At 70.3% G+C, this 18405-nt stretch carries 13 protein-coding genes; 2 read left to right on the top strand and 11 right to left on the bottom strand.

The annotated features are described in order from the left end of the window. Window positions 1-42 precede the first annotated feature (42 nt). From ACSFA2_RS08610 to ACSFA2_RS08560, 11 genes are all read right to left on the bottom strand, one after another. Window positions 43-495, bottom strand: coding sequence for a universal stress protein (locus ACSFA2_RS08610; RefSeq protein ID WP_435454887.1), 453 nt, complete (start codon window positions 493-495; stop codon window positions 43-45). Window positions 496-705: 210 nt separating this feature from the next. Next, window positions 706-1968 carry an acetate/propionate family kinase gene (locus ACSFA2_RS08605; RefSeq protein ID WP_435454886.1) on the bottom strand — a complete coding sequence of 421 codons (1263 nt, stop codon included), beginning with the start codon at window positions 1966-1968 and terminating at the stop codon, window positions 706-708. Next, window positions 1955-4168: a copper-transporting P-type ATPase gene (locus ACSFA2_RS08600; RefSeq protein ID WP_435454885.1), complete on the bottom strand. Its 2214-nt coding sequence runs from the start codon at window positions 4166-4168 to the stop codon at window positions 1955-1957. The genes ACSFA2_RS08605 and ACSFA2_RS08600 overlap by 14 nt, the downstream gene beginning before the upstream one ends. A gap of 26 nt (window positions 4169-4194) precedes the next feature. Next, window positions 4195-5604 (bottom strand): bifunctional enoyl-CoA hydratase/phosphate acetyltransferase, encoded by a 1410-nt coding sequence (locus tag ACSFA2_RS08595; protein ID WP_435454884.1) that lies wholly within the window; start codon window positions 5602-5604, stop codon window positions 4195-4197. A gap of 40 nt (window positions 5605-5644) precedes the next feature. Continuing rightward, a complete protein-coding gene (locus ACSFA2_RS08590) occupies window positions 5645-6772 on the bottom strand; it encodes an ABC transporter permease (protein WP_435454883.1) in 1128 nt (375 codons plus the stop codon). Then, the gene (gene rbbA, locus ACSFA2_RS08585; RefSeq protein WP_435454882.1) at window positions 6769-9540 is read right to left on the bottom strand and encodes a ribosome-associated ATPase/putative transporter RbbA; all 2772 of its coding nucleotides are present in this window, start codon (window positions 9538-9540) and stop codon (window positions 6769-6771) included. The genes ACSFA2_RS08590 and rbbA overlap by 4 nt, the downstream gene beginning before the upstream one ends. Next, window positions 9537-10616, bottom strand: a complete 1080-nt coding sequence (locus ACSFA2_RS08580; RefSeq protein WP_435454881.1) for an HlyD family secretion protein — start codon at window positions 10614-10616, stop codon at window positions 9537-9539. The genes rbbA and ACSFA2_RS08580 overlap by 4 nt, the downstream gene beginning before the upstream one ends. Window positions 10617-10634: 18 nt before the next feature. Continuing rightward, window positions 10635-12059, bottom strand: coding sequence for an efflux transporter outer membrane subunit (locus tag ACSFA2_RS08575; RefSeq protein ID WP_435454880.1), 1425 nt, complete (start codon window positions 12057-12059; stop codon window positions 10635-10637). A gap of 10 nt (window positions 12060-12069) precedes the next feature. After that, entirely contained in the window at window positions 12070-12834 is a 765-nt protein-coding gene (gene fabI / locus ACSFA2_RS08570; protein ID WP_435454879.1) for an enoyl-ACP reductase FabI, read from the bottom strand. Between the two features lies 1 nt (window position 12835). Next, the gene (locus ACSFA2_RS08565; RefSeq protein ID WP_435454878.1) at window positions 12836-14572 is read right to left on the bottom strand and encodes a PHA/PHB synthase family protein; all 1737 of its coding nucleotides are present in this window, start codon (window positions 14570-14572) and stop codon (window positions 12836-12838) included. A gap of 155 nt (window positions 14573-14727) precedes the next feature. Then, window positions 14728-15840: an ion channel gene (locus tag ACSFA2_RS08560; RefSeq protein ID WP_435454877.1), complete on the bottom strand. Its 1113-nt coding sequence runs from the start codon at window positions 15838-15840 to the stop codon at window positions 14728-14730. A 143-nt stretch (window positions 15841-15983) separates the two neighbouring features. Here ACSFA2_RS08560 and ACSFA2_RS08555 point away from each other — a divergent pair, with 143 nt between their 5' ends. Together ACSFA2_RS08555 and ACSFA2_RS08550 are read left to right on the top strand one after the other, a co-directional pair. Beyond that, window positions 15984-17024 (top strand): P1 family peptidase, encoded by a 1041-nt coding sequence (locus ACSFA2_RS08555; protein ID WP_435454876.1) that lies wholly within the window; start codon window positions 15984-15986, stop codon window positions 17022-17024. 16 nt (window positions 17025-17040) lie between these two features. After that, window positions 17041-18399 (top strand): TAXI family TRAP transporter solute-binding subunit, encoded by a 1359-nt coding sequence (locus ACSFA2_RS08550; protein ID WP_435455008.1) that lies wholly within the window; start codon window positions 17041-17043, stop codon window positions 18397-18399. Window positions 18400-18405: the final 6 nt, after the last annotated feature.

Genomic DNA, 18405 nt, shown 5'->3' with positions numbered 1-18405 from the left:
GATCGTACGTGGCGATCGACGATCGAACCGGTGCGCTGAACCTCAGTCGCGCAGGGCACGCACCAGCAGCACGGGCACCGGTGCCAGACGCACGACCTGTTCGGCGTCGCTGCCGATGAGCAGGCGGTCGACCCCGCGCCGGCCGTGCGTGCCGAGCACGATCAGGTCAGCGCCGGACTTCACGGCATGCGCCACGATGCGCTCGGAGACCCGGTCGCCGCAGCACTCGACCAGCACGGTCTCGACCGCGACTGACGTCGCGATCAACCCGGCCTTCGCGGCGTCGAGCAGCGCCTGGCCGGCCGCGAGGAAGTGCGGGCGGATCTCCTGGAGGTAGACCGCCGGGCGCTCGAAGCCATTGACATGTGCAGCGTCGTCGACGATGTGGAGCACCACGAGCGACGCGCCGCAGAGCTGCGCCAGCTGCGCGGCCTCGGTCAGCGCGCGCTGCGAGGTCGTGCTGCCATCGATGGGGACCAGGATCTTTCGGTACATGGCGGAGAACTCGATAGGCCGGGATGCGGCGATGGATGAAGGGGGGGTTCGCCACCACTCTAGGTGCCGCGCCTCGACGCGCCCTTGATGGCGATCAAGTCCACCCGCTCGGCCTCCCGAACCTGGGAGACGGCAACGAGGCTTGCGTCCTGGCCGACCAGTTCTACTTCCACCTCGGCGGCGCCAGGGCCGCACGGTGTGTCGACGGCGTCAGTCGAACGATCCGTTGGCGCGGGCGCAGAACAGCAGCGCCGCGGCATCGCGCGCGGCGATCCACTCCTCGTTGGTCGGCTCCACCGCCACGCCCACGCGGCTGTCGGCGGCAGAGATCCAGGGCGCGTGGCGCGCGTTGGCCGCATCGTCCAGCACCAGACCGAGGTAGCCGAGGGCCGCGCAGATGCGCTCGCGGATCGCCACGCTGTGCTCGCCCACACCCGCCGTGAAGACCAGCAGGTCCAGCCCGCCGAGCACCGCCACCAGCGCGCCGATCTCGCGCACGATGCGGCGGACGTACAGCGCCAGCGCGGCACGCACGCGCTCGCCGACCTCGTCGTCGCGGCCTTCGGCGGCCAGCAGCACACGCGGCTCCGACGAGACGCCCGACACGCCCAGCAGGCCCGACTCGTGGTACAGCAGATGCCCGACCTGCGCCACGGTGCGTTGCTCGACCTCCATCAGGTAGAGCACGACGCCCGGGTCCAGCGCCCCGGTGCGCGTGCCCATCATCACCCCGTCGAGGGCGGAGAAGCCCATCGTCGTGGCAACGCTGCGCAGGCCCTGCATGGCGCACAGGCTCGCGCCGCTGCCCAGATGCGCGACGATCGTTCGGCCACGCGCGCGCTCGCCATGCCGCTCGGGCAAGGCCACCGACAGGTATTCGTACGACAGGCCATGGAAGCCGTAGCGGCGCAGCCCCCGTTCCCACGCGGCGTACGGCAGCGGCAGCATCTGCTCGACGGCGGGCAAGGTGTGGTGGAACGCCGTGTCGAAGCAGGCGACCTGCGGCAGTGCCGGCTCCGACCCCAGCAGCGCGGCCATCGCCTCCAGCGCAAACGGCTGGTGCAGGGGCGCCAGGGGAACGAAGGCCCGCAGGTCGGCCAGCACCGCGGCATCGATGCGCACCGGCGCCGCGTATTGGCTGCCGCCATGCACCACGCGGTGCGCCACCGCCGCCAGCGGGCGGCCGGCCAGCCGAGCGGTCACGCGCTCGCGGATGTGCGCCAGTGCCGCGTGATAGGGCTGCTGTGCGTCGAGGGCGACCGGCACCGGTGCGATGCCGGTCTCACCATAGGTCGGTGCCGGACCACCAACGTCCTGCACCTTGCCGTTCCAGGCCGGCACGCGCGGCAGCGGCGACAGGCCGGCATCGAACAGCGCGAACTTGATGCTCGACGAGCCGCAGTTGAGCACCAGGACCAGGCGGCCCGTCGGCGTCGGGGCATCGGCGGGGTGCCGTGTGTCAGTGACTGCCATGGCCATGCTCGGAAGAAGCCGGTGCGCCGGCTGGCGGCGCCGCATGACTGGCGGCGCCGTGCCGGCCGCGCAGGCGCAACGCATTGCCGACCACCGACGTCGAACTGAGGCTCATGGCCAGCGCCGCCACCATCGGCGAGAGCAGCCAGCCGGTCCACGGATACAGCAGCCCGGCGGCCAGCGGCACGCCCAGGCCGTTGTAGACCAGCGCGAACGCCAGGTTCTGGCGCATGTTGGCGACGGTGGCCTGCGACAGCGCGCGGGCGGCTGCAATGCCGCGCAGGTCGCCCTTGACCAGCGTGAGCTGCGCGCTGTTCATCGCCACGTCGGTGCCGGTGCCCATCGCGATGCCGACGTCGGCACGGGCCAGGGCCGGCGCATCGTTGATGCCGTCGCCGGCCATCGCGACGACACGGCCTTCGCGCTGCAGGCGCTCGACCAGCGCGAGCTTGTCGGCCGGCTGCACTTCGCCGTGGACCTCGTCGATGCCCAGGCGCGCGGCGACCGAGCGCGCGGTGGTGAGGCCGTCGCCGGTGGCCATCACGATGCGCAGGCCCGCCGCACGCAGCGTGGCCAGGGCCTCGGGCGTACTGGCCTTGACCGGGTCGGACACCGCCAGCAGCCCGGCCAGCCGTCCATCGACGGCAAGGAACATCACGCTCGCGCCCTCGGCGCGCAGCGCCTCCGCCTGCGGCAGCAGCGCATCGACCACCACCTGGCCCTGGGCCATGAGCACCGTGTTGCCCAACACCAGCCGGCGCCCCCCGACGCTGCCCTGCACGCCGATGCCGGAGCCGGAGTCGAAGCCTTCGGGCGTGTCCAGCGCCAGGCCGCGCTCGCGGGCGGCCTGCACGATGGCCGCCGCCAGCGGATGTTCGCTGCCCTGGTCGAGGCTGGCCGCCAGGCGCAGCACCTCGTCGGCCTCGAAGCCTTCGGCCGGCACCGCGCGGTGGAAGGCCGGGCGGCCCTCGGTCAACGTGCCGGTCTTGTCGACGATCAGCGTGTCCACCTTGCGCAGGTTCTCGATGGCCGCCGCGTCGCGGAACAGGATGCCCTGCGTGGCGCCGCGCCCGGTGGCCACCATGATGGACATCGGCGTGGCCAGCCCCAGCGCGCAGGGGCAGGCGATGATCAGCACCGAAACGGCGTTGATCAGCCCGAACACCCAGCGCGGCTCCGGCCCGAACAGGCCCCACGCGAAGAAGCTCAGCGCGGCGATGGTCACCACTGCCATCACGAACCAGCCGGCGACCTCGTCGGCCATGCGCTGCATCGGCGCACGCGAGCGCTGGGCCTGCGCCACCATCTGCACGATCTGTGACAGCACGGTGGCGCTGCCCACCTTCTCCGCGCGCATCACCAACGCGCCGCCGGTATTCAGCGTGGCGCCGATGAGCCGGTCGCCGGGGCGTTTGCTCACGGGCAGGGGTTCGCCGGTGAGCATCGATTCGTCGACGGCGCTGGTGCCCTGCGCCACGACGCCGTCCACCGGCACCTTCTCGCCCGGGCGCACGCGCAGCCGGTCGCCGACATGCACCTGGGCCAGCGGCACGTCTTCCTCGGTACCGTCGTCGCGCAGGCGGCGTGCGGTCTTGGGAGCCAGGCCAAGCAGCGACTTGATGGCCGCCGAGGTCTGCGAGCGCGCCTGGAGTTCGAGCAGCTGGCCGAGCAGGGTCAGCGAGATGATGACCGCCGCGGCCTCGAAGTAGACGGCCACGCGGCCCATGGCGACGAAGGATTCGGGGAACCAGCCGGGCGCCACCGTGGCCACCACGCTGTAGACGAAGGCCGCGCCCGTGCCGAGGCTGATCAGCGTCCACATGTTCAGACTGCGGTGGACCACCGATTGCCACCCGCGCACGAAGAAGGGCCCACCGGCCCACAGCACCACCGGCAGCGACAGGACCAGTTCGACCCAGCTCTGCGTCACCATGTCCATGAGACGAAGCCGGTGCCCGGCCATCGCGAGCACGAAGACGACGAGCGTCAGCGGCAGGGTCCACCAGAAGCGCCGGGAGAAGTCGCGCAATTCGGGGTTGTCGTCCTCCAGGCGGGGCAACTCGGGTTCCAGCGCCATGCCGCACTTGGGGCAGTGGCCCGGACGGTCGCGGCGGATCTCCGGGTGCATCGGGCAGACGTAGACCGTGCCCGGCGTGGGCGCAGCGGCCGGGTGCGACGGGCGGGGGGGTGGGTGGTTCACGATGCTCCTCGGTTGGCGGTGCGCATTCAGGGGCGCGCGCTGCGGTAGCGATGCGCCAGCATCAGCGCGATGGCGCACGAGGCGATGCGCGTCTCGCGCGAATCGGCGCGGCTGGTCAGCACGATGGGCACCTTCGCTCCCATCACGATGCCGGCCGTTGCCGCATCGCCCATGTACTCGAGCTGCTTGGCCAGCATGTTGCCGCTTTCCAGGTCGGGCACCACCAGCACGTCGGCCTGGCCGGCCACCTCGGAGCGGATGCCCTTGACGCGCGCGGCGGCGATCGAGACCGCGTTGTCGAACGCCAGCGGCCCGTCGAGCACGCCGCCGACGATCTGACCTCGGTCGGCCATCTTGCACAGCGCGGCGGCATCGAGCGTGGCGGGCATGGCCGGGTTGACCGTTTCTACCGCCGCCAGGATGGCCACGCGCGGCACGGCCACGCCGATGGCATGCGCCAGGTCGATGGCGTTGCGCACGATGTCGGCCTTCTCCGAAAGCGTTGGCGCGATGTTGATCGCCGCGTCGGTGAGGATGAAGGGCCGCGGGTACGCCGGCGTCTGCATCAGGTAGCAGTGCGACAGCCGCCGCGCGGTGCGCAGCCCCGCGCCGGCGGCCAGCACGGCGCCCATCAATTCGTCGGTGTGCAGGCTGCCTTTCATCAGCGCCTCGACCTCGCCCTTGCCGGCCATCTCGACGGCACGCGCCGCGGCCGCATGGCTGTGCGGCACGTCGTCGATGTCGATGCCCGCGAGGTCCAGGCCGGCCTCGTCCGCCACGGCCAGCAGCCGGGCGCGCGGCCCCACCAGCACCGGCACGATCAGGCCGGCGGCCCGGGCGTCGAGCGCGCCGCCCAGGCTCAGCGCATCGCAGGGGTGGACCACGGCGACACGAATCGCCGCCAGTGGCCGCACGTGCGCCAGCAGCCGCGGCAATCCGTCGGCCGTGCGCAAACGCACCTCGGGCAGGGTGGTGGCAGCGCGTTCGATGCGCTCGGTCGGCGCGAGCACCGTGGCTTCCCCTTCGATCACGGCCTCCCCCTGCTGGTTGGTGCAGCCGCAGGCCAGCGTGAGCCGCTTCCTCGCCTCGTCGCGCGTGCTCACGCACACACGGACGGTCAACGTGTCGCCGACCCGCACCGGACGCAGGAATTTCAGCGTCTGGGCGAGGTAGACCGTGCCGGGCCCCGGCAGGCGCGTGCCGAGGACGGCCGAGATCAGCGCCCCGCCCCACATGCCATGCGCGATCACGCCGTGGAATCGGGTGGACGCCGCGTACTCGGCATCGAGGTGCGCGGGATTGACGTCGCCGGACATCACCGCGAACAGCTGGATGTCCTCGGCCGTCAGCGTGCGCTCGATGCTGGCGCTGTCACCGACGGCGATCTCGTCGAAGGTTCGATTGCGGACGATGGCGAGGTCTTGCAAGGGGCTCATGCGGACTCCTGGGCGCCAAGGCGCCGACGGTGGGTTTCATTCATGCCATCAGCGCGATGGTCTTGCGGAAGCGCTGCAACGACAGTGCGAACAGCGCACCGCCGATGAACAGCAGCCAGACGAAGGGTTTCCAGACGACATCGATCCCGGCGCCGCGGTACAGGATGGCCTGGCCCAGTTCGACGAAGTGGGTGGTCGGCGCCAGCAGCATCACCGTCTGCACGACCTCCGGCATGCTCTCGCGCGGCGTCATGCCCCCCGAGAGCATCTGCAGCGGCATCATCGTGAGGACCATCAGCAGGCCGAACTGCGGCATGCTGCGTGCCAGCGTCGCAAGGTAGATGCCCATCGAGGTCGTGGCGAACAGGCACAGTGCGGCGCCAGCCAGGAAGAGCGGTACCGAGCCGTCGACCGGCACGTGCAGCAGCCCACGCACGACGAACTGCAGCGACAGCGCGACAGCGACCAGCACCACCGCACCCATCGACCAGATCTTCGCCAGCATGATCTCGGCCGGCGTCACCGGCATGACCAGCAGGTGCTCGATGGTGCCGTGCTCGCGTTCGCGGATGATCGCGGCGCCGGCCAGGATGATCGACACCATGGTCACGTTGTTGATGATCTCCATCAGCGCGCCGAACCAGGCCTGTTCCAGCCCCGGATTGAAGCGTGCCCGCAGCGCCAGGTCCACCGGCAGCAGGGTGCTGCCGCGGTAGCGCTGCACGAATTCCCCCAGCTCGCCCTGCACGACCTGCTGCACGTAGCCGCTGCCGGTGAAGGCCTGGCTCATGCGCGTCGCGTCGACGTTGAGCTGCAGTTCGGCCGTGCGCCCGCCCAGCACGTCGCGCTGCAGCCCGGCCGGGATGACCAGCACGAAGGTGTAGCGGCCGGCGTCCATGCCGGCGTCCATCTCCTTCTGCGTGATCAGCTGCGGCGTCATGAACAGCGGCGGATAGAAGGCCGACACGATGCGCGCCGACAGCGGCGAGGCGTCCTCGTCGACCACGGCGATCGCTGCATTGTTCAGCGTCTCCGGCATCGCCGCGGCCGAGGTGTAGACCGCGATCGTGAAGGTGTAGGCGATCAGGATCAGCATGACCGGATCGCGCAGCAGGCTCCACAGCTCCTTGACGCCCAGGCGGTAGATGTTGGCGAGGTGCCGCTTCATGATTCCTGCTTTTTCAGGAGGAGGATGGCGACGCCGAGGATCACCGGCACCGAGGCCAGCAGCGGCCAGAAGCTCGCCTGCAGATCCGACAGGCCGAGCGCCTTGCTGAACACGCCGCGGCTGATCGTGAACATGTAGCTGGCCGGATAGAGCTCGCCGATGAGGCGGCCGGCGCCTTCGAGCGACGACACCGGATGGATCAGCCCGGCAAACTGCGTCGCCGGAATCAGCGTGCCGATCATCGCGAAGAACATCGCCGCGATCTGGCTGCGCGTGACGGCCGAAGCCAGCAGGCCCATGCCGGTCGCAACCACGCTGAAGATGAGCGCCGCCAGGGCCAGCGTGGGGAAACTTCCGCGCATCGGCACGTCGAAGACGGTGACGGCCAGCAGGGTCATCAACAGGAAGTTCAGCATGGCCAGTGCCACGTATGGCAGTTGCTTGCCGAGCAGGAACTCGGTGCGCGTGACCGGCGTGACATACAGATTGATGATGGAGCCCATCTCCTTTTCGCGCACCACCGCCAGCGCGGTGAGCATGGCCGGCAGCATCATCAGCAGCAGCGGGATCACCGCCGGCACGATGGCCGGCAGGCTCTTCACGTCGGGGTTGTAGCGAAAGCGCGTCTGCACACCCACCGAGGCCGTGGTCGCCATGCCGCGCGCGCGTGCCTGCTCCGCGAGCCAGTGCTGGTGCAGGCCCTGCACGTAGCCGAGCACCGTTTCCGCGCGCGTCGGCATGGCGCCGTCGATCCACGCGCCGACCTCGACGTTGCGCCCGCGCAGCGCATCGCGCCCGAAGCCCGGCGGGATCTCGATGGCCAGCGAAAGTTCGCCGCTTCGCATGCGGCGGTCCATGTCGGCGTCGTCGACGATCGGTGGCTGTTCGATGAAATAGCGCGATCCCGACAGGTTCAGCGTGTAGTTCTGGCTGAGGGTGCTCTGGTCGCGATCGAGCACCGCGTAGCGCAGGTTCTCCACGTCCATGCTGATGCCGAAGCCGATCACGAACAACAGGATGAGCGAGCCGCCCAGCGCGAGCGTGGCGCGCACCGGGTCGCGCTGCAACTCCAGGGCTTCGCGCCACATGTAGCTCAGCAGGCGCTGCAGCGAAAACGCCGATGGCCGCGCGCGGGTCGTCGCCGCGGCTGGCGATGCGTCGGTGCGCATGGCTTCGACTTGCCCGGCGCCCGCCGTTTCGTCCGTTGCGGCCGTGTCGGTGCCGCCATCGGCCTCGACCAGGTAGCCGATGAACGCCTCTTCCAGGTTCCGAGCGCCGCGCTTGGCCACGAGCCTGGCGGGCGTGTCGCTGTCGAGCACCCGGCCCGCATGCATCATCGACATGCGGTCGCAGCGCGCGGCTTCGTTCATGAAGTGCGTGGAGATGAAGATCGTGACCTGGTCGCGCCGCGACAGCGTGATCAGCAGCCGCCAGAAGTTGTCGCGTGCCACCGGGTCGACACCCGATGTCGGCTCGTCGAGGATCAGCAGTTCGGGCCGGTGCACCATGGCCACCGCCAGGGACAGCCGCTGGCGCATGCCCAGCGGCAGGCTGTCGGGCAGGTTGTCCAGCACCTCGGCCAGGTCAAAGCGCTGGACCATGTCGTCCACGCGCTCGGACAGTTCGGCCTCCGGCACATGGAAGAGGCGTGCATGCAGCACCAGGTTCTGCCGCACCGTGAGTTCGCCGTACAGCGAGAAGGCCTGCGACATGTAGCCGACGCGGCGGCGCGTGTCGATGTCCTTCGGGTCGACCTCCTGGCCGAACAGCCAGGCCCGGCCCTCGGTGGCGGGCAGCAGGCCGGTCAGCATCTTCATGGTGGTCGACTTGCCGCAGCCGTTGGAGCCGAGGAAGCCGAAGATCTCGCCCCGCCGGATGCGGAAGTTCACATGGTCCACGGCGGTGAAGTCGCCAAAGCGCATGGTGAGGTCCTTGGCCTCGATCGCGATGTCGTCCTGCCCGTCCTGCGGCAGCGGCGGGATGTCGACCGGCGCGTAGCCCCGCTTCTTGTCCTCGGGCAACAACTGGATGAACGCGCTTTCGAGCGACCCGCTGCCGGTGCGTTCGAGCAGTGCGGCCGGCGTGCCGGTGGCGAGCACCCGGCCTTCGTCCATCACGATCAGCCAGTCGAAACCCTGCGCCTCGTCCATGTACGCCGTGGCGACGACGACGCTCATCTGCGGCCGCTCCGCGCGGATGCGCGCGATCAACGCCCAGAACTGCGCGCGCGCCAGCGGGTCGACACCGGTGGTGGGCTCGTCGAGGATCAGCAGGTCGGGGTCGTGGATCAGCGCGCAGCACAGGCCGAGCTTCTGCTTCATGCCGCCCGAGAGCTTGCCGGCCGGCCGCGCCAGGAAGGGCTGCAGGCCGGTGCTGCGCGTGAGGTCATCGATGCGGCGGCGGCGCTCGCCCGCGGCATGGCCGAACAGGCGTGCGAAGAACTGCAGGTTCTCTTCCACCGACAGCGTGGGGTAGAGGTTCTTGCCCAGGCCCTGTGGCATGTAGGCAATGCGCGGGCACACGCGGTCGCGGTGCGCCTTGCGTGCCATGTCGCCGCCCAGCACCTCCACCCGGCCCTGCTGCACGGCGCGTGCGCCGGACAGCAGCGCCAGCAGGCTGGATTTGCCCACGCCGTCGGGTCCGATCAGCCCGACCATGCAGCCGGCGGGGATGTCCAGCGTGACGGCATCAAGCGCGCAGGTCTTTCCGTAGTGCTGGCTCAGCTCCTCGACGCGGGCGACCAGCGCCTTGCCCGGCGCATCGTTCACCGCGTCACTTTCACCACCAGCTCGGCCGGCCACTGGGTCTTGTCGTCGAGCTTGATCCAGGCCACACCGGGCAGGCCGGTCTTGACCTGCGCCAGGTTGCTCTTGAGCAGTTGGGGGTCGATCCGCGCCTTCACACGGAACATCAGCTTCTGCCGCTCGCTCGCGGTTTCCACCGTCTTGGGCGTGAACTGCGCGGTGCTGGCGACGAAGCTCACCTTGGCCGGTATCACGAAGCCGGGCGCGGCGTCGAGCACGATGCGCACGTCGCTGCCCAGCGCCACGCGGCCGGCCACGGTCTCGGGCAGGAAGAAGGTCATGTAGACGTCCGACAGGTCGACCAGGTTCAGCACCTTGCCACCGGCCGCCAACACCTCGCCGGGTTGGACCACGCGGTATTGCACCCGGCCGTCGCGCGGCGCCGTCAACGCGCTGTCGGTGATGTCGGCCTGGACGCGGGCGACGGTGGCCTCAGCCGCGCCGACAGTCGACTGCGCCCCGGCGACCTGGGCGCGCGCCGCGTCGATGGCCGCCTGGCCGGCGGCGGCCTGGGCCCGTGCGGCCGTGACCGCGGACTCGGCGCTGCGCACGCGGGCACGGTCGTCGTCGAGCTCCTGCATGGACGACGCGCCTTCGGCCGACAGCGTCTGTGAGCGCACCAGCCGGCGCCGGGCGGCGTCGAGCTCGCTCTCGCGCTGTGCCACCACGGCCAGCGCGGCGGCGCGATCACTCTCGCGCGCGCTGACCTGGGCGCGGGCGCTGGCCACGGCGGTCAATGTCTGCGCGTGCTGGGCGCGTGCTTCGTCGCGCTGCGCGTTCAGCACGTCGACCTGCATCTCGGCCAGCTTCTGGCCGGCCTTGACGAAGGCGCCTTCCTCCACCAGCAGCGCCTGCAGCCGGCCACCGAGCTTGGCCGCGACGTCGATCTCGGTGGCCTCGATGCGGCCGTTGCCACTGACGAAGCCCTCGCCGGGGCCGCTGTGCTTCGTCTTCTGCCAGACAGACCAGCCCGCTGCGGCCAGGACCAGCACGACGGCCGCAGTGATCAGTTTCTTCTTGAGGGCGGGATTCGGATTCATGGACGTGTTCGGTGGGATTCAGGGGACAGTGGCGGCGTCGACATGCTGGGCACCGCCGCCCAGCGCGGCATACAGGGCGATGCGGGCCGAGAGCAGCGCGCGGCGCGTCGTCACCAGCGACTGCTCGGCCGCGAGCAGGTCGCGCTGCGCATCCAGCACTTCGAGAAACGCGGCCGCGCCATGGTCGTAGCGCAGCGTGGCCAGTCGCGCGCGCTCGGCCTCGGCCGCCAGGCCTTCCGAGCCGATGCGCACCTGCTCGGCCAGCCACTGGCGTGCCGACAGGGCATCGGCCACGTCGCGGAACGCGAGCTGCACGGTCTTCTCGTAGTCGGCCACGGCCAGGTCGCGCCGCACTTCGGTCAGCTCCAGCGAGTTCCTGCGGGCGCCGCCGTCGAAGATCGGCAGCGAGACGCTGGGCGCGAAGGTCCAGGCCCGGCTGGCGCCCTCGAACAGACCGTCGAGCTGGGCACTGGCCACGCCGGCGTTGGCCGTCAGCGAGACGCGCGGGAAGAAGGCGGCACGCGCGGCACCGATGTTGGCGTTGGCGGCGCGCAGCCGGTGTTCGGCCGCCAGGATGTCGGGCCGATCGGCCAGCAGCGCGGACGGCAGGCCGGCGTCCAGCGGCTGGAGCACGGCGCCGTCGTCCAGCGGCGTGGTCGCCGGTGCGAGGTCCACCGGGCCACCGACCAGCTGCGCCAGCGCATGGGCCTGCACGGCGCGCTGCTGTTCCAGCTGGGCACCCAGCGCGCGGGCCTGGGTCGACAGGGTCTGCACCTGGGCCAGGTCGAGCCGCGAGGTGGAACCGACCTCGACGCGGCGCGTGAAGATGCGCAGCGATTCCGCGCGCGAGGCGATGCTGCGGCGAGCCAGCACCAGGCGCTCGTCCAGTTCGCGCAGCAGGAGGTAGCCGTCGGCCACCTGCGCCACCAGCGACAGCGTGAGCGCACGCCGCGCCGCGTCGCTGGCCAGGTAGCTTTGCAGGGCGGCATCCTGCAGGCTCTGCACGCGGCCCCAGAAGTCGATCTCCCAGGCATTGACGCCCAGCGCCACCTGGTACTGGCTGCCGGCCACGGCGCGGCCGGTGGTACTGAGCGACGCGGGCACGCGGGCGCGGCTGGCGTCACCACTGACACCGACGAGGGGAAAGCGCTCGGCGCGCTGGATGCCGTAGGTTGCGCGCGCCTCCTGCACGCGCAACGCGGCCAGGCGCAGGTCGCGGTTGTTCTGCAGCGCCTCTGCGATCAGCTGCTGCAGCCGCGGGTCGGCGAAGTGCGCGCGCCAGTCCAGCGCGGCAGCGCGCTGACCTGGTGCGGCCGCGGGGCCGGTCGGGGCGTCGGCGGGATACGCGGCGGGCACGGGCGGCGCCGGTGCCTGGAAATCGGGCGCCATGGACGCGCAGCCGACGAGCAGCAGGACAGTGGCGAGAACGGAAGGCTTCAGCATGCGGTCGGACTCACAGGATGTGGAAGCCGGCATCCACATACAGCGTGCCACCGGTCATGGCTTTGCCCGCGTCGCTCGCCAGGAAGACGCACAGCGCGCCGACCTCGGCGATGTTGACCCGCCGGCGCAGCGGTGCACGCCGAACCGCTTCGTCGAGCAGCGCGTCGAAATTCGGGATGCCCGACGCCGCGCGCGTGGCCAGCGGGCCGGGGGAAACGGCGTTGACGCGGATGCCGCTGGGGCCCAGCTCGGCCGCCATGTAGCGTGTGCTGGCCTCCAGTGCCGCCTTCACCGGGCCCATCAGGCCGTAGTCGGGGATCACCTCTTCGGCGCCGACGTAGCTCATGGTCATCAGGCTGCCGCCGTCCTTCATCAGCGGCTCGGCCAGCCGGGCCATGCGTGCGAAGGAATGGCAGGAGATGTCCATGGCCCGGCCGAAGCCTTCGCGCGAACTGTCGGTCATGCGGCCGTGCAGGTCGCTCTTGGGGGCGAAGGCGATGGAGTGCAGCAGGAAGTCGAGCCGCCCCCACTGCTGTTCGATGGCGGCGAACACGGCTTCCATCTGGCCGGGCTGCTCGACGTCGAGCGGCAGCGCGATGGGCGCCTGCAGCTGCTGCGCCAGCGGCTCCACGTGCGGGCGCGCCTTGTCATTGAACCAGGTCACGGCCAGCTCGGCGCCGGCATCGCGGAACGCGCGAGCACAACCCCAGGCAATGCTCTGCGCGTTGGCGATGCCGACGACCAGCCCCTTCTTGCCCTGCAAGGTGGTGTTCATGTCATTTCTCCAGGACGTAACTGCCCGGCGCATCGGCGATGGGCGGGTAGCCGGTGGCGCCCATGCGCGGCGGCTTCACCCGCCGGCCCGATCGACCTGCGAGCCATTGCTGCCACGCCGGCCACCAGGAGCCTTCGACGTCCGGCGCGGCGGCGAGCCACGCGTCCGGTGCGACGTAGCTGCCGCCGGCCTCGCGCCGAAGCATCCGGTAGTGGCGGTGCGGATGGCCCGGCGGACTGACGATGCCGGCGTTGTGCCCGCCGCTGGTCAGCACGAAGGTGATGTCCGTCGCCGTGAGGTAGTGCAGCTTGTGCACCGATCGCCAGGGGGCCACATGGTCCGTCTCGGTGCCGACCATGAAGAGTGGCAGCGCGATGTCGCCGAGCGCCACCGGTCGGCCGCCGACCGGGTAGCGCCCTTCGCTCAGGTCGTCGTTCAGGAACAGGCGACGCAGGTACTGCGAATGCATCTTCGCGGGCATGCGCGTCGCGTCGGCGTTCCAGGCCATCAGGTCGTTCATGGGGGCGCGGTCGCCGAGCATGTACTCGTTGACCAGGCGCGACCACAGCAGGTCGTAGGAGCGCAGCATCTGGAAGGCGCCGGCCATCTGGCCCGCCGTGAGATAGCCGGTCTCGGCCATCTGCGCCTCGAGCAGGCTGACCTGGCTCTCGTCGATGAAGAGCCCCAGCTCGCCGGGTTCGCTGAAGTCGGTCTGCGCCGCCAGCAGCGTGGCCGACGCCAGGCGCTCATCGCCGTCGCGCGCCATCGCGGCGGCCGCGATCGCGAGCAGCGTGCCGCCCAGGCAATAGCCGACGGCGTGCACGCGCTGCCGCGGCACGATGGCATGGACCGCATCGAGCGCAGCCTGGAAGCCGAACTGCAGGTAGTCGTTCATGCCCAGGTCGCGTTCCTCCACGCCCGGGTTCTTCCAGGAGATGCAGAAGACCGTGTGCCCCTGCGCCACCAGGTAGCGCATCAGTGAATTCGACGGCGAGAGGTCGAGCACGTAGTACTTCATGATCCACGCCGGCACGATGAGCACCGGCTCGGCATGCACGGTCGCCGTCGTCGGCGCGTACTGGATCAGCTCCATCAACTGGTTCTTCAGCACGACCCGGCCCGGCGTAGCCGCCACGTCGCGCCCCACCACGAAGGCCTCGGTGCCGGCCGGCGCGGTGCCGGCGGCGAGCCGCTGCAGATCCTCGGCCAGGTTCTGCATGCCGCGCACCAGGTTCGTTCCGCTCTGCGCCACCGTGCGACGCAGCACCGTCGGGTTGGTCATGAAGCGGTTGCCTGGCGAGAGCATGTCGAGCCACTGGCGGGCACAGAAGGCCACGACGTTCTCGTGATGCTTCTCGACGCCGGCGATGCCGTGCGTGGCGGCGTCCCACCATTGCTGCGTCAGCAGAAAAGACTGATGCCAGAGATTGAAGGGCCACTGGCGCCATTCGGGCGCAGCGAATCGGCGGTCGCGGGCCGGAGGTTCGACCAGCGCGCGCGCCTCGCCCGGGCCGGCCAGCAGGCATTCATGCAGATAGCGGGCGAGCTGCTGCGCCTGTTCGCCAGCCAGTTGCGCCAACGCCAGTTGCCGCCCGGGCGACACCGCCAGGTGCGCGCCCCAGTCCAGCCCGGCCAGCAGGGCCGACGCCGGGGACAGCGCACCGGTGAGGCGTGCCAGGGTGCCGTGCGCCACCGTGTCGAGATGCGTGACAGGCGAAAGAGGAGATGGCTCAGACATGCGCGGTCCTCTGGATTCCGCGGTCGACGCGAAACGGGGTTGATCGGAAGCTCGGTCGCGCCGTCGGCCTCGAAAGCCAAGCACAACAACCGTCCACAGAATAGTGGGAACGCCCCGTACCCACTTGATCCCCGTCAAGCGCGGGCCGATGGCGATCAGTCGCCGCGTCCTTCGGTGAGTTGACGCACGACGGCTTCACGACCGAAGCGTTGAGCTGCACTGGCCGTGGGCCCGCTCCAGTCCGGCAGGCGCAGCAGCAGGTAGGCCGCCAACCCTTCGAGCTGGGGCTCGTAGCTTTTGCGAAGCTGGCCCATCGCCTGCACGGCCATCTCATCGTTGCGCCAGGCGGGCAGCAGGCGGCGAATGTCGGGTGCGAGCGCTCTCAGTGCGTCGGCGTCCATCCCCCGATTGCCGACCTCGCCGGCCGGCTGCACGCGCAGCGCGTCGATGGCTTCGTCGAGGATGCGCCGCAACGCGGAGAACGTTGCGGTGGCCTGGTTGCGCCGCTGGTCGTCGCTCCCGGCGATGAGCAGGGTGCACACGTCCAACACCACGGCCAGCGAGCCCAGCCACGATTGACCCTCGTGCTGCGATCGGTAGAAGGCAAGCATCGGGTACACAGCCTGGCTCTCGATCAGGTCACTGGCCCAGACCTCCCAGTCTCTCAACCAGCGCTCCAGCGCTTCGGGACTGCCGTGTGCATGCCAGCCCAGCAACGCAGCGGCCGTCGGCGGCGAGCCGGCGCGGGCCGCAAATTCGATGAGCTGGAGATCGCGGCGGGTGAAGTGCTGATAGAGCACCGGAAGGTAGCCGATGGTGAGCGCGATGAACCCGAAGCCGGTGCCCGCCTCGACGATCACCAACAGGCGTGCCACCCCATGACGCGGCACGCTGTCGCCATAGCCGAGTGTGAAGAAGGCGTCGCCGCTGACGATGATCTGGGTGGTCAGCGACGCCGCGCCCCCGCCGGGCAAGAAAGCCTGGAGTGCCCACTGCACCAGACCGAAGCCGAAGATCAGGCTCGCACCCCAGACAGCGAAGAGCATCACCATCGACAGCGGTCCGTACACCCCGATGAAATCCTCGCGCCGGCGCCCGTCGGGCCAAAGCCGGGCGCACCGGGCCCAGACCGCCCACGTGCACTTGAAGAAATAGCGGTTCAACCGAATGCGGCGGCGCACCGGGCGCGGCAGCAGGACCACCTCGAACGCGTCGATCAGTGTCGCGAGCACCATCAAGGCGCCGAGCAGCAGGGCGGTCAGATGCATCTGACACAAGATGAAAGAGGAAAACCCATCATGCCTCGCGCGAACCGTGGTGCGAGGTCAGCCGCAGGCCCGTCTCGCCGAAGTCGAAACAGCGCGCCCCGCCCGCGCCGGGCGTCGTGCTCCGCCCCGTATCATCCCGCCGGATGTCTTCTGCCGCTTTCAACCCCCTGCCCTCCGCGGGCAGCCTCACCGATGTCGCCGGCATCGAGGTCGGCCATTTCAGCGACAGCCGCCGGCCCACCGGCTGCACCGTGATCCTCACGCGCGAAGGCGCCGTCGGCGGCGTCGACGTGCGGGGCGCCGCGCCTGGCACACGCGAGACCGACCTCCTGTCCCCCGGCAACCTGGTGCAGCAGGTGCACGGGATCATGCTGGCCGGCGGCAGCGCCTGGGGTCTGGCAGCGGCCGAAGGCGCGATGCGCTGGCTGGAAGAGCGCGGCGTCGGCCTGGACGTGCGCTTCGGCACGCTGCCGATCGTGCCCGCCGCGGTGCTGTTCGACCTGCCGATGGGCGACGCGCGCATCCGCCCCGACGCGGCGGCGGGCTACGCGGCCTGCGAAGCCGCATCGACGCAGACGCCGGCCGAAGGCAACGTGGGCGCCGGCAGCGGCGCGCTGGTGGGCAAGCTCTTCGGCGTCGACCGCGCGATGAAGGGCGGCATCGGCAACGCGTCAATCACGGTCGGCGGTGTCACGGTGGCGGCCCTCATCGCCTGCAACGCGCTGGGCGACGTGATCGACCCCGACACGGCGCAGGTGGTGGCCGGCGCGCGCACCGCCGATGGCCGATCGCTGCTCAACACACGCCGCGCACTGATGCGCGGCGAGCTGCCCAAGCCGCTGCTCGCCGGCACCAACACCACCGTCGGCGTGGTCGCCACCGACGCGGTGCTGACCAAGGTGCAGGCCAACCGGCTCGCGATGGTGGCGCATGACGGCCTGGCGCGCAGCATCAACCCGGTCCACACCATGAGCGATGGCGACACGCTGTTCGCGCTGGCCACCGGCCGCGTGCCGCTCGAAGGCGCCGCGCCGGGCATGACCGTGCTCGGCGCGATGGCCGCCGAGGTGGTGGCACGCGCCACGCTGCGCGCGGTGCTGGCGGCGCAGTCGGTGAGCGTCGGCGGCCTGCACATTCCGTCCGCCGCGGCACTCGCTGCGCACGGGCAGTCATCACAACCGTGAGCATCGCGCCATGTCCATGTCCATGCCCAAGACCCTCAAGCTGATCCTGCTGTCGATCCGCGACCTGATCGCCTCAGCCGGACCGATCGTCTTCCTTGTGATCGGCCTGTTGATCGCCGCCTACTGGTGGCTGCAGCCGCAGCCACCCAAGCGCGTGACGCTCGCCACCGGCCCGGCCGGCAGCGCGTATGCCGAGTTCGGCCAGCGCTATGCGCGCGCACTGGCCACCTACGGCATCGAGGTCGTGCTCAAGCCCAGCGAAGGCTCGTCGGACAACCTGCAGATGCTGCGCATCGGCACGGCCGACGTGGCTTTCGTGCGGGGCGGCAGCGCCGACGTGGTGGCCGACGAAGAGGCCGGCCTCAGCTCGCTGGGCAGCCTGTTCTACGAGCCGCTGTGGATCTTCTACCGCAGCGACGCGGCGCGCACGGTGAACCGCAAGACGGGCACGCTCGAATCGATCGCGCAGCTCAAGGGCCTGCGCGTGAACGTCGACAAGCCGGGCAGCGGCGTGCCGGAGATCATGGAGCGCATGCTGCGCGCCAACCACCTCGACGCGAGCGCGCTGCAGCTGTCGAACCTGGAGCAGACGCCGGCGACCGAGGCCCTGCAGGCCGGGCTGCTCGACGTGATCGTGCTGGCATCGGCACCGCAGTCGCCGCTGGTGCAGCAGCTGCTGCGCGCACCGGGCATCGCGCTGATGGACCTGGCGCAGAGCGATGCCTATTCGCGCCGCTTCGCCTTCCTGTCGGCCGTGTCGCTGCCGCGCGGCGTGGTCGACCTGGCGCGCGATGTGCCGACGCACGACGTGTCGATGCTGGCGGCCACCACCTCGTTGCTGGCACGCGAACAGACGCACCCGGCCCTGCGCCAGCTCTTCGCACAGAGCGCGCAGACCCTGCACGGCGATGCCGGCTGGTTCAACCGCGCGCGCGATTTTCCCAACACCCGCACCAGCGAACTGCCCGTGAGCCCCGAAGGCGACCGCGCGATCAACGGCACGCCACCCTTCTGGCAGCGCTACCTGCCCTTCTGGGCCAGCAACCTGATCGAGCGCATGTGGCTGGTGCTGGGCGGCCTGGTCGTGCTGATGCTGCCGCTCAGCCGCGTGGTGCCGCCGCTCTACCAGTTCCGGGTGCGCTCGCGCGTGTTCCGCTGGTACGGGCAGTTGCGCGACATCGAAACGCAACTGGAGTCGGACGAAGGCAATCGCGAGGCGCTGCTGACGAAGCTCGACGACCTCGACCGCCGCGTCAACAAGGTGGCCGTGCCGCTGTCCTATGCCGACGAGCTTTACGCGCTGCGCAACAACATCGCTTCGGTGCGCCAACGCGTGCAGGGGACCGTCGGCATGCGCACCCAGGCCACAGCCTGAACCCGC

Origin of the sequence: Variovorax cryoconiti, assembly GCF_051216395.1 — a bacterium.
Taxonomy (GTDB): Bacteria; Pseudomonadota; Gammaproteobacteria; order Burkholderiales; family Burkholderiaceae_C; genus Variovorax.
This window is presented reverse-complemented; position numbering and strand designations above follow the sequence as displayed.

What these genes read in the sequence shown, in the direction of transcription:
- ACSFA2_RS08610 (WP_435454887.1), bottom strand. Translation starts at nt 495, where the DNA reads ATGTACCGAAAGATCCTGGTCCCCATCGATGGCAGCACGACCTCGCAG.
- ACSFA2_RS08605 (WP_435454886.1), bottom strand. Translation starts at nt 1,968, where the DNA reads ATGGCAGTCACTGACACACGGCACCCCGCCGATGCCCCGACGCCGACG.
- ACSFA2_RS08595 (WP_435454884.1), bottom strand. Translation starts at nt 5,604, where the DNA reads ATGAGCCCCTTGCAAGACCTCGCCATCGTCCGCAATCGAACCTTCGAC.
- ACSFA2_RS08590 (WP_435454883.1), bottom strand. Translation starts at nt 6,772, where the DNA reads ATGAAGCGGCACCTCGCCAACATCTACCGCCTGGGCGTCAAGGAGCTG.
- ACSFA2_RS08580 (WP_435454881.1), bottom strand. Translation starts at nt 10,616, where the DNA reads ATGAATCCGAATCCCGCCCTCAAGAAGAAACTGATCACTGCGGCCGTC.
- ACSFA2_RS08575 (WP_435454880.1), bottom strand. Translation starts at nt 12,059, where the DNA reads ATGCTGAAGCCTTCCGTTCTCGCCACTGTCCTGCTGCTCGTCGGCTGC.
- fabI (WP_435454879.1), bottom strand. Translation starts at nt 12,834, where the DNA reads ATGAACACCACCTTGCAGGGCAAGAAGGGGCTGGTCGTCGGCATCGCC.
- ACSFA2_RS08565 (WP_435454878.1), bottom strand. Translation starts at nt 14,572, where the DNA reads ATGTCTGAGCCATCTCCTCTTTCGCCTGTCACGCATCTCGACACGGTG.
- ACSFA2_RS08560 (WP_435454877.1), bottom strand. Translation starts at nt 15,840, where the DNA reads ATGCATCTGACCGCCCTGCTGCTCGGCGCCTTGATGGTGCTCGCGACA.
- ACSFA2_RS08555 (WP_435454876.1), top strand. Translation starts at nt 15,984, where the DNA reads ATGTCTTCTGCCGCTTTCAACCCCCTGCCCTCCGCGGGCAGCCTCACC.
- ACSFA2_RS08550 (WP_435455008.1), top strand. Translation starts at nt 17,041, where the DNA reads ATGTCCATGCCCAAGACCCTCAAGCTGATCCTGCTGTCGATCCGCGAC.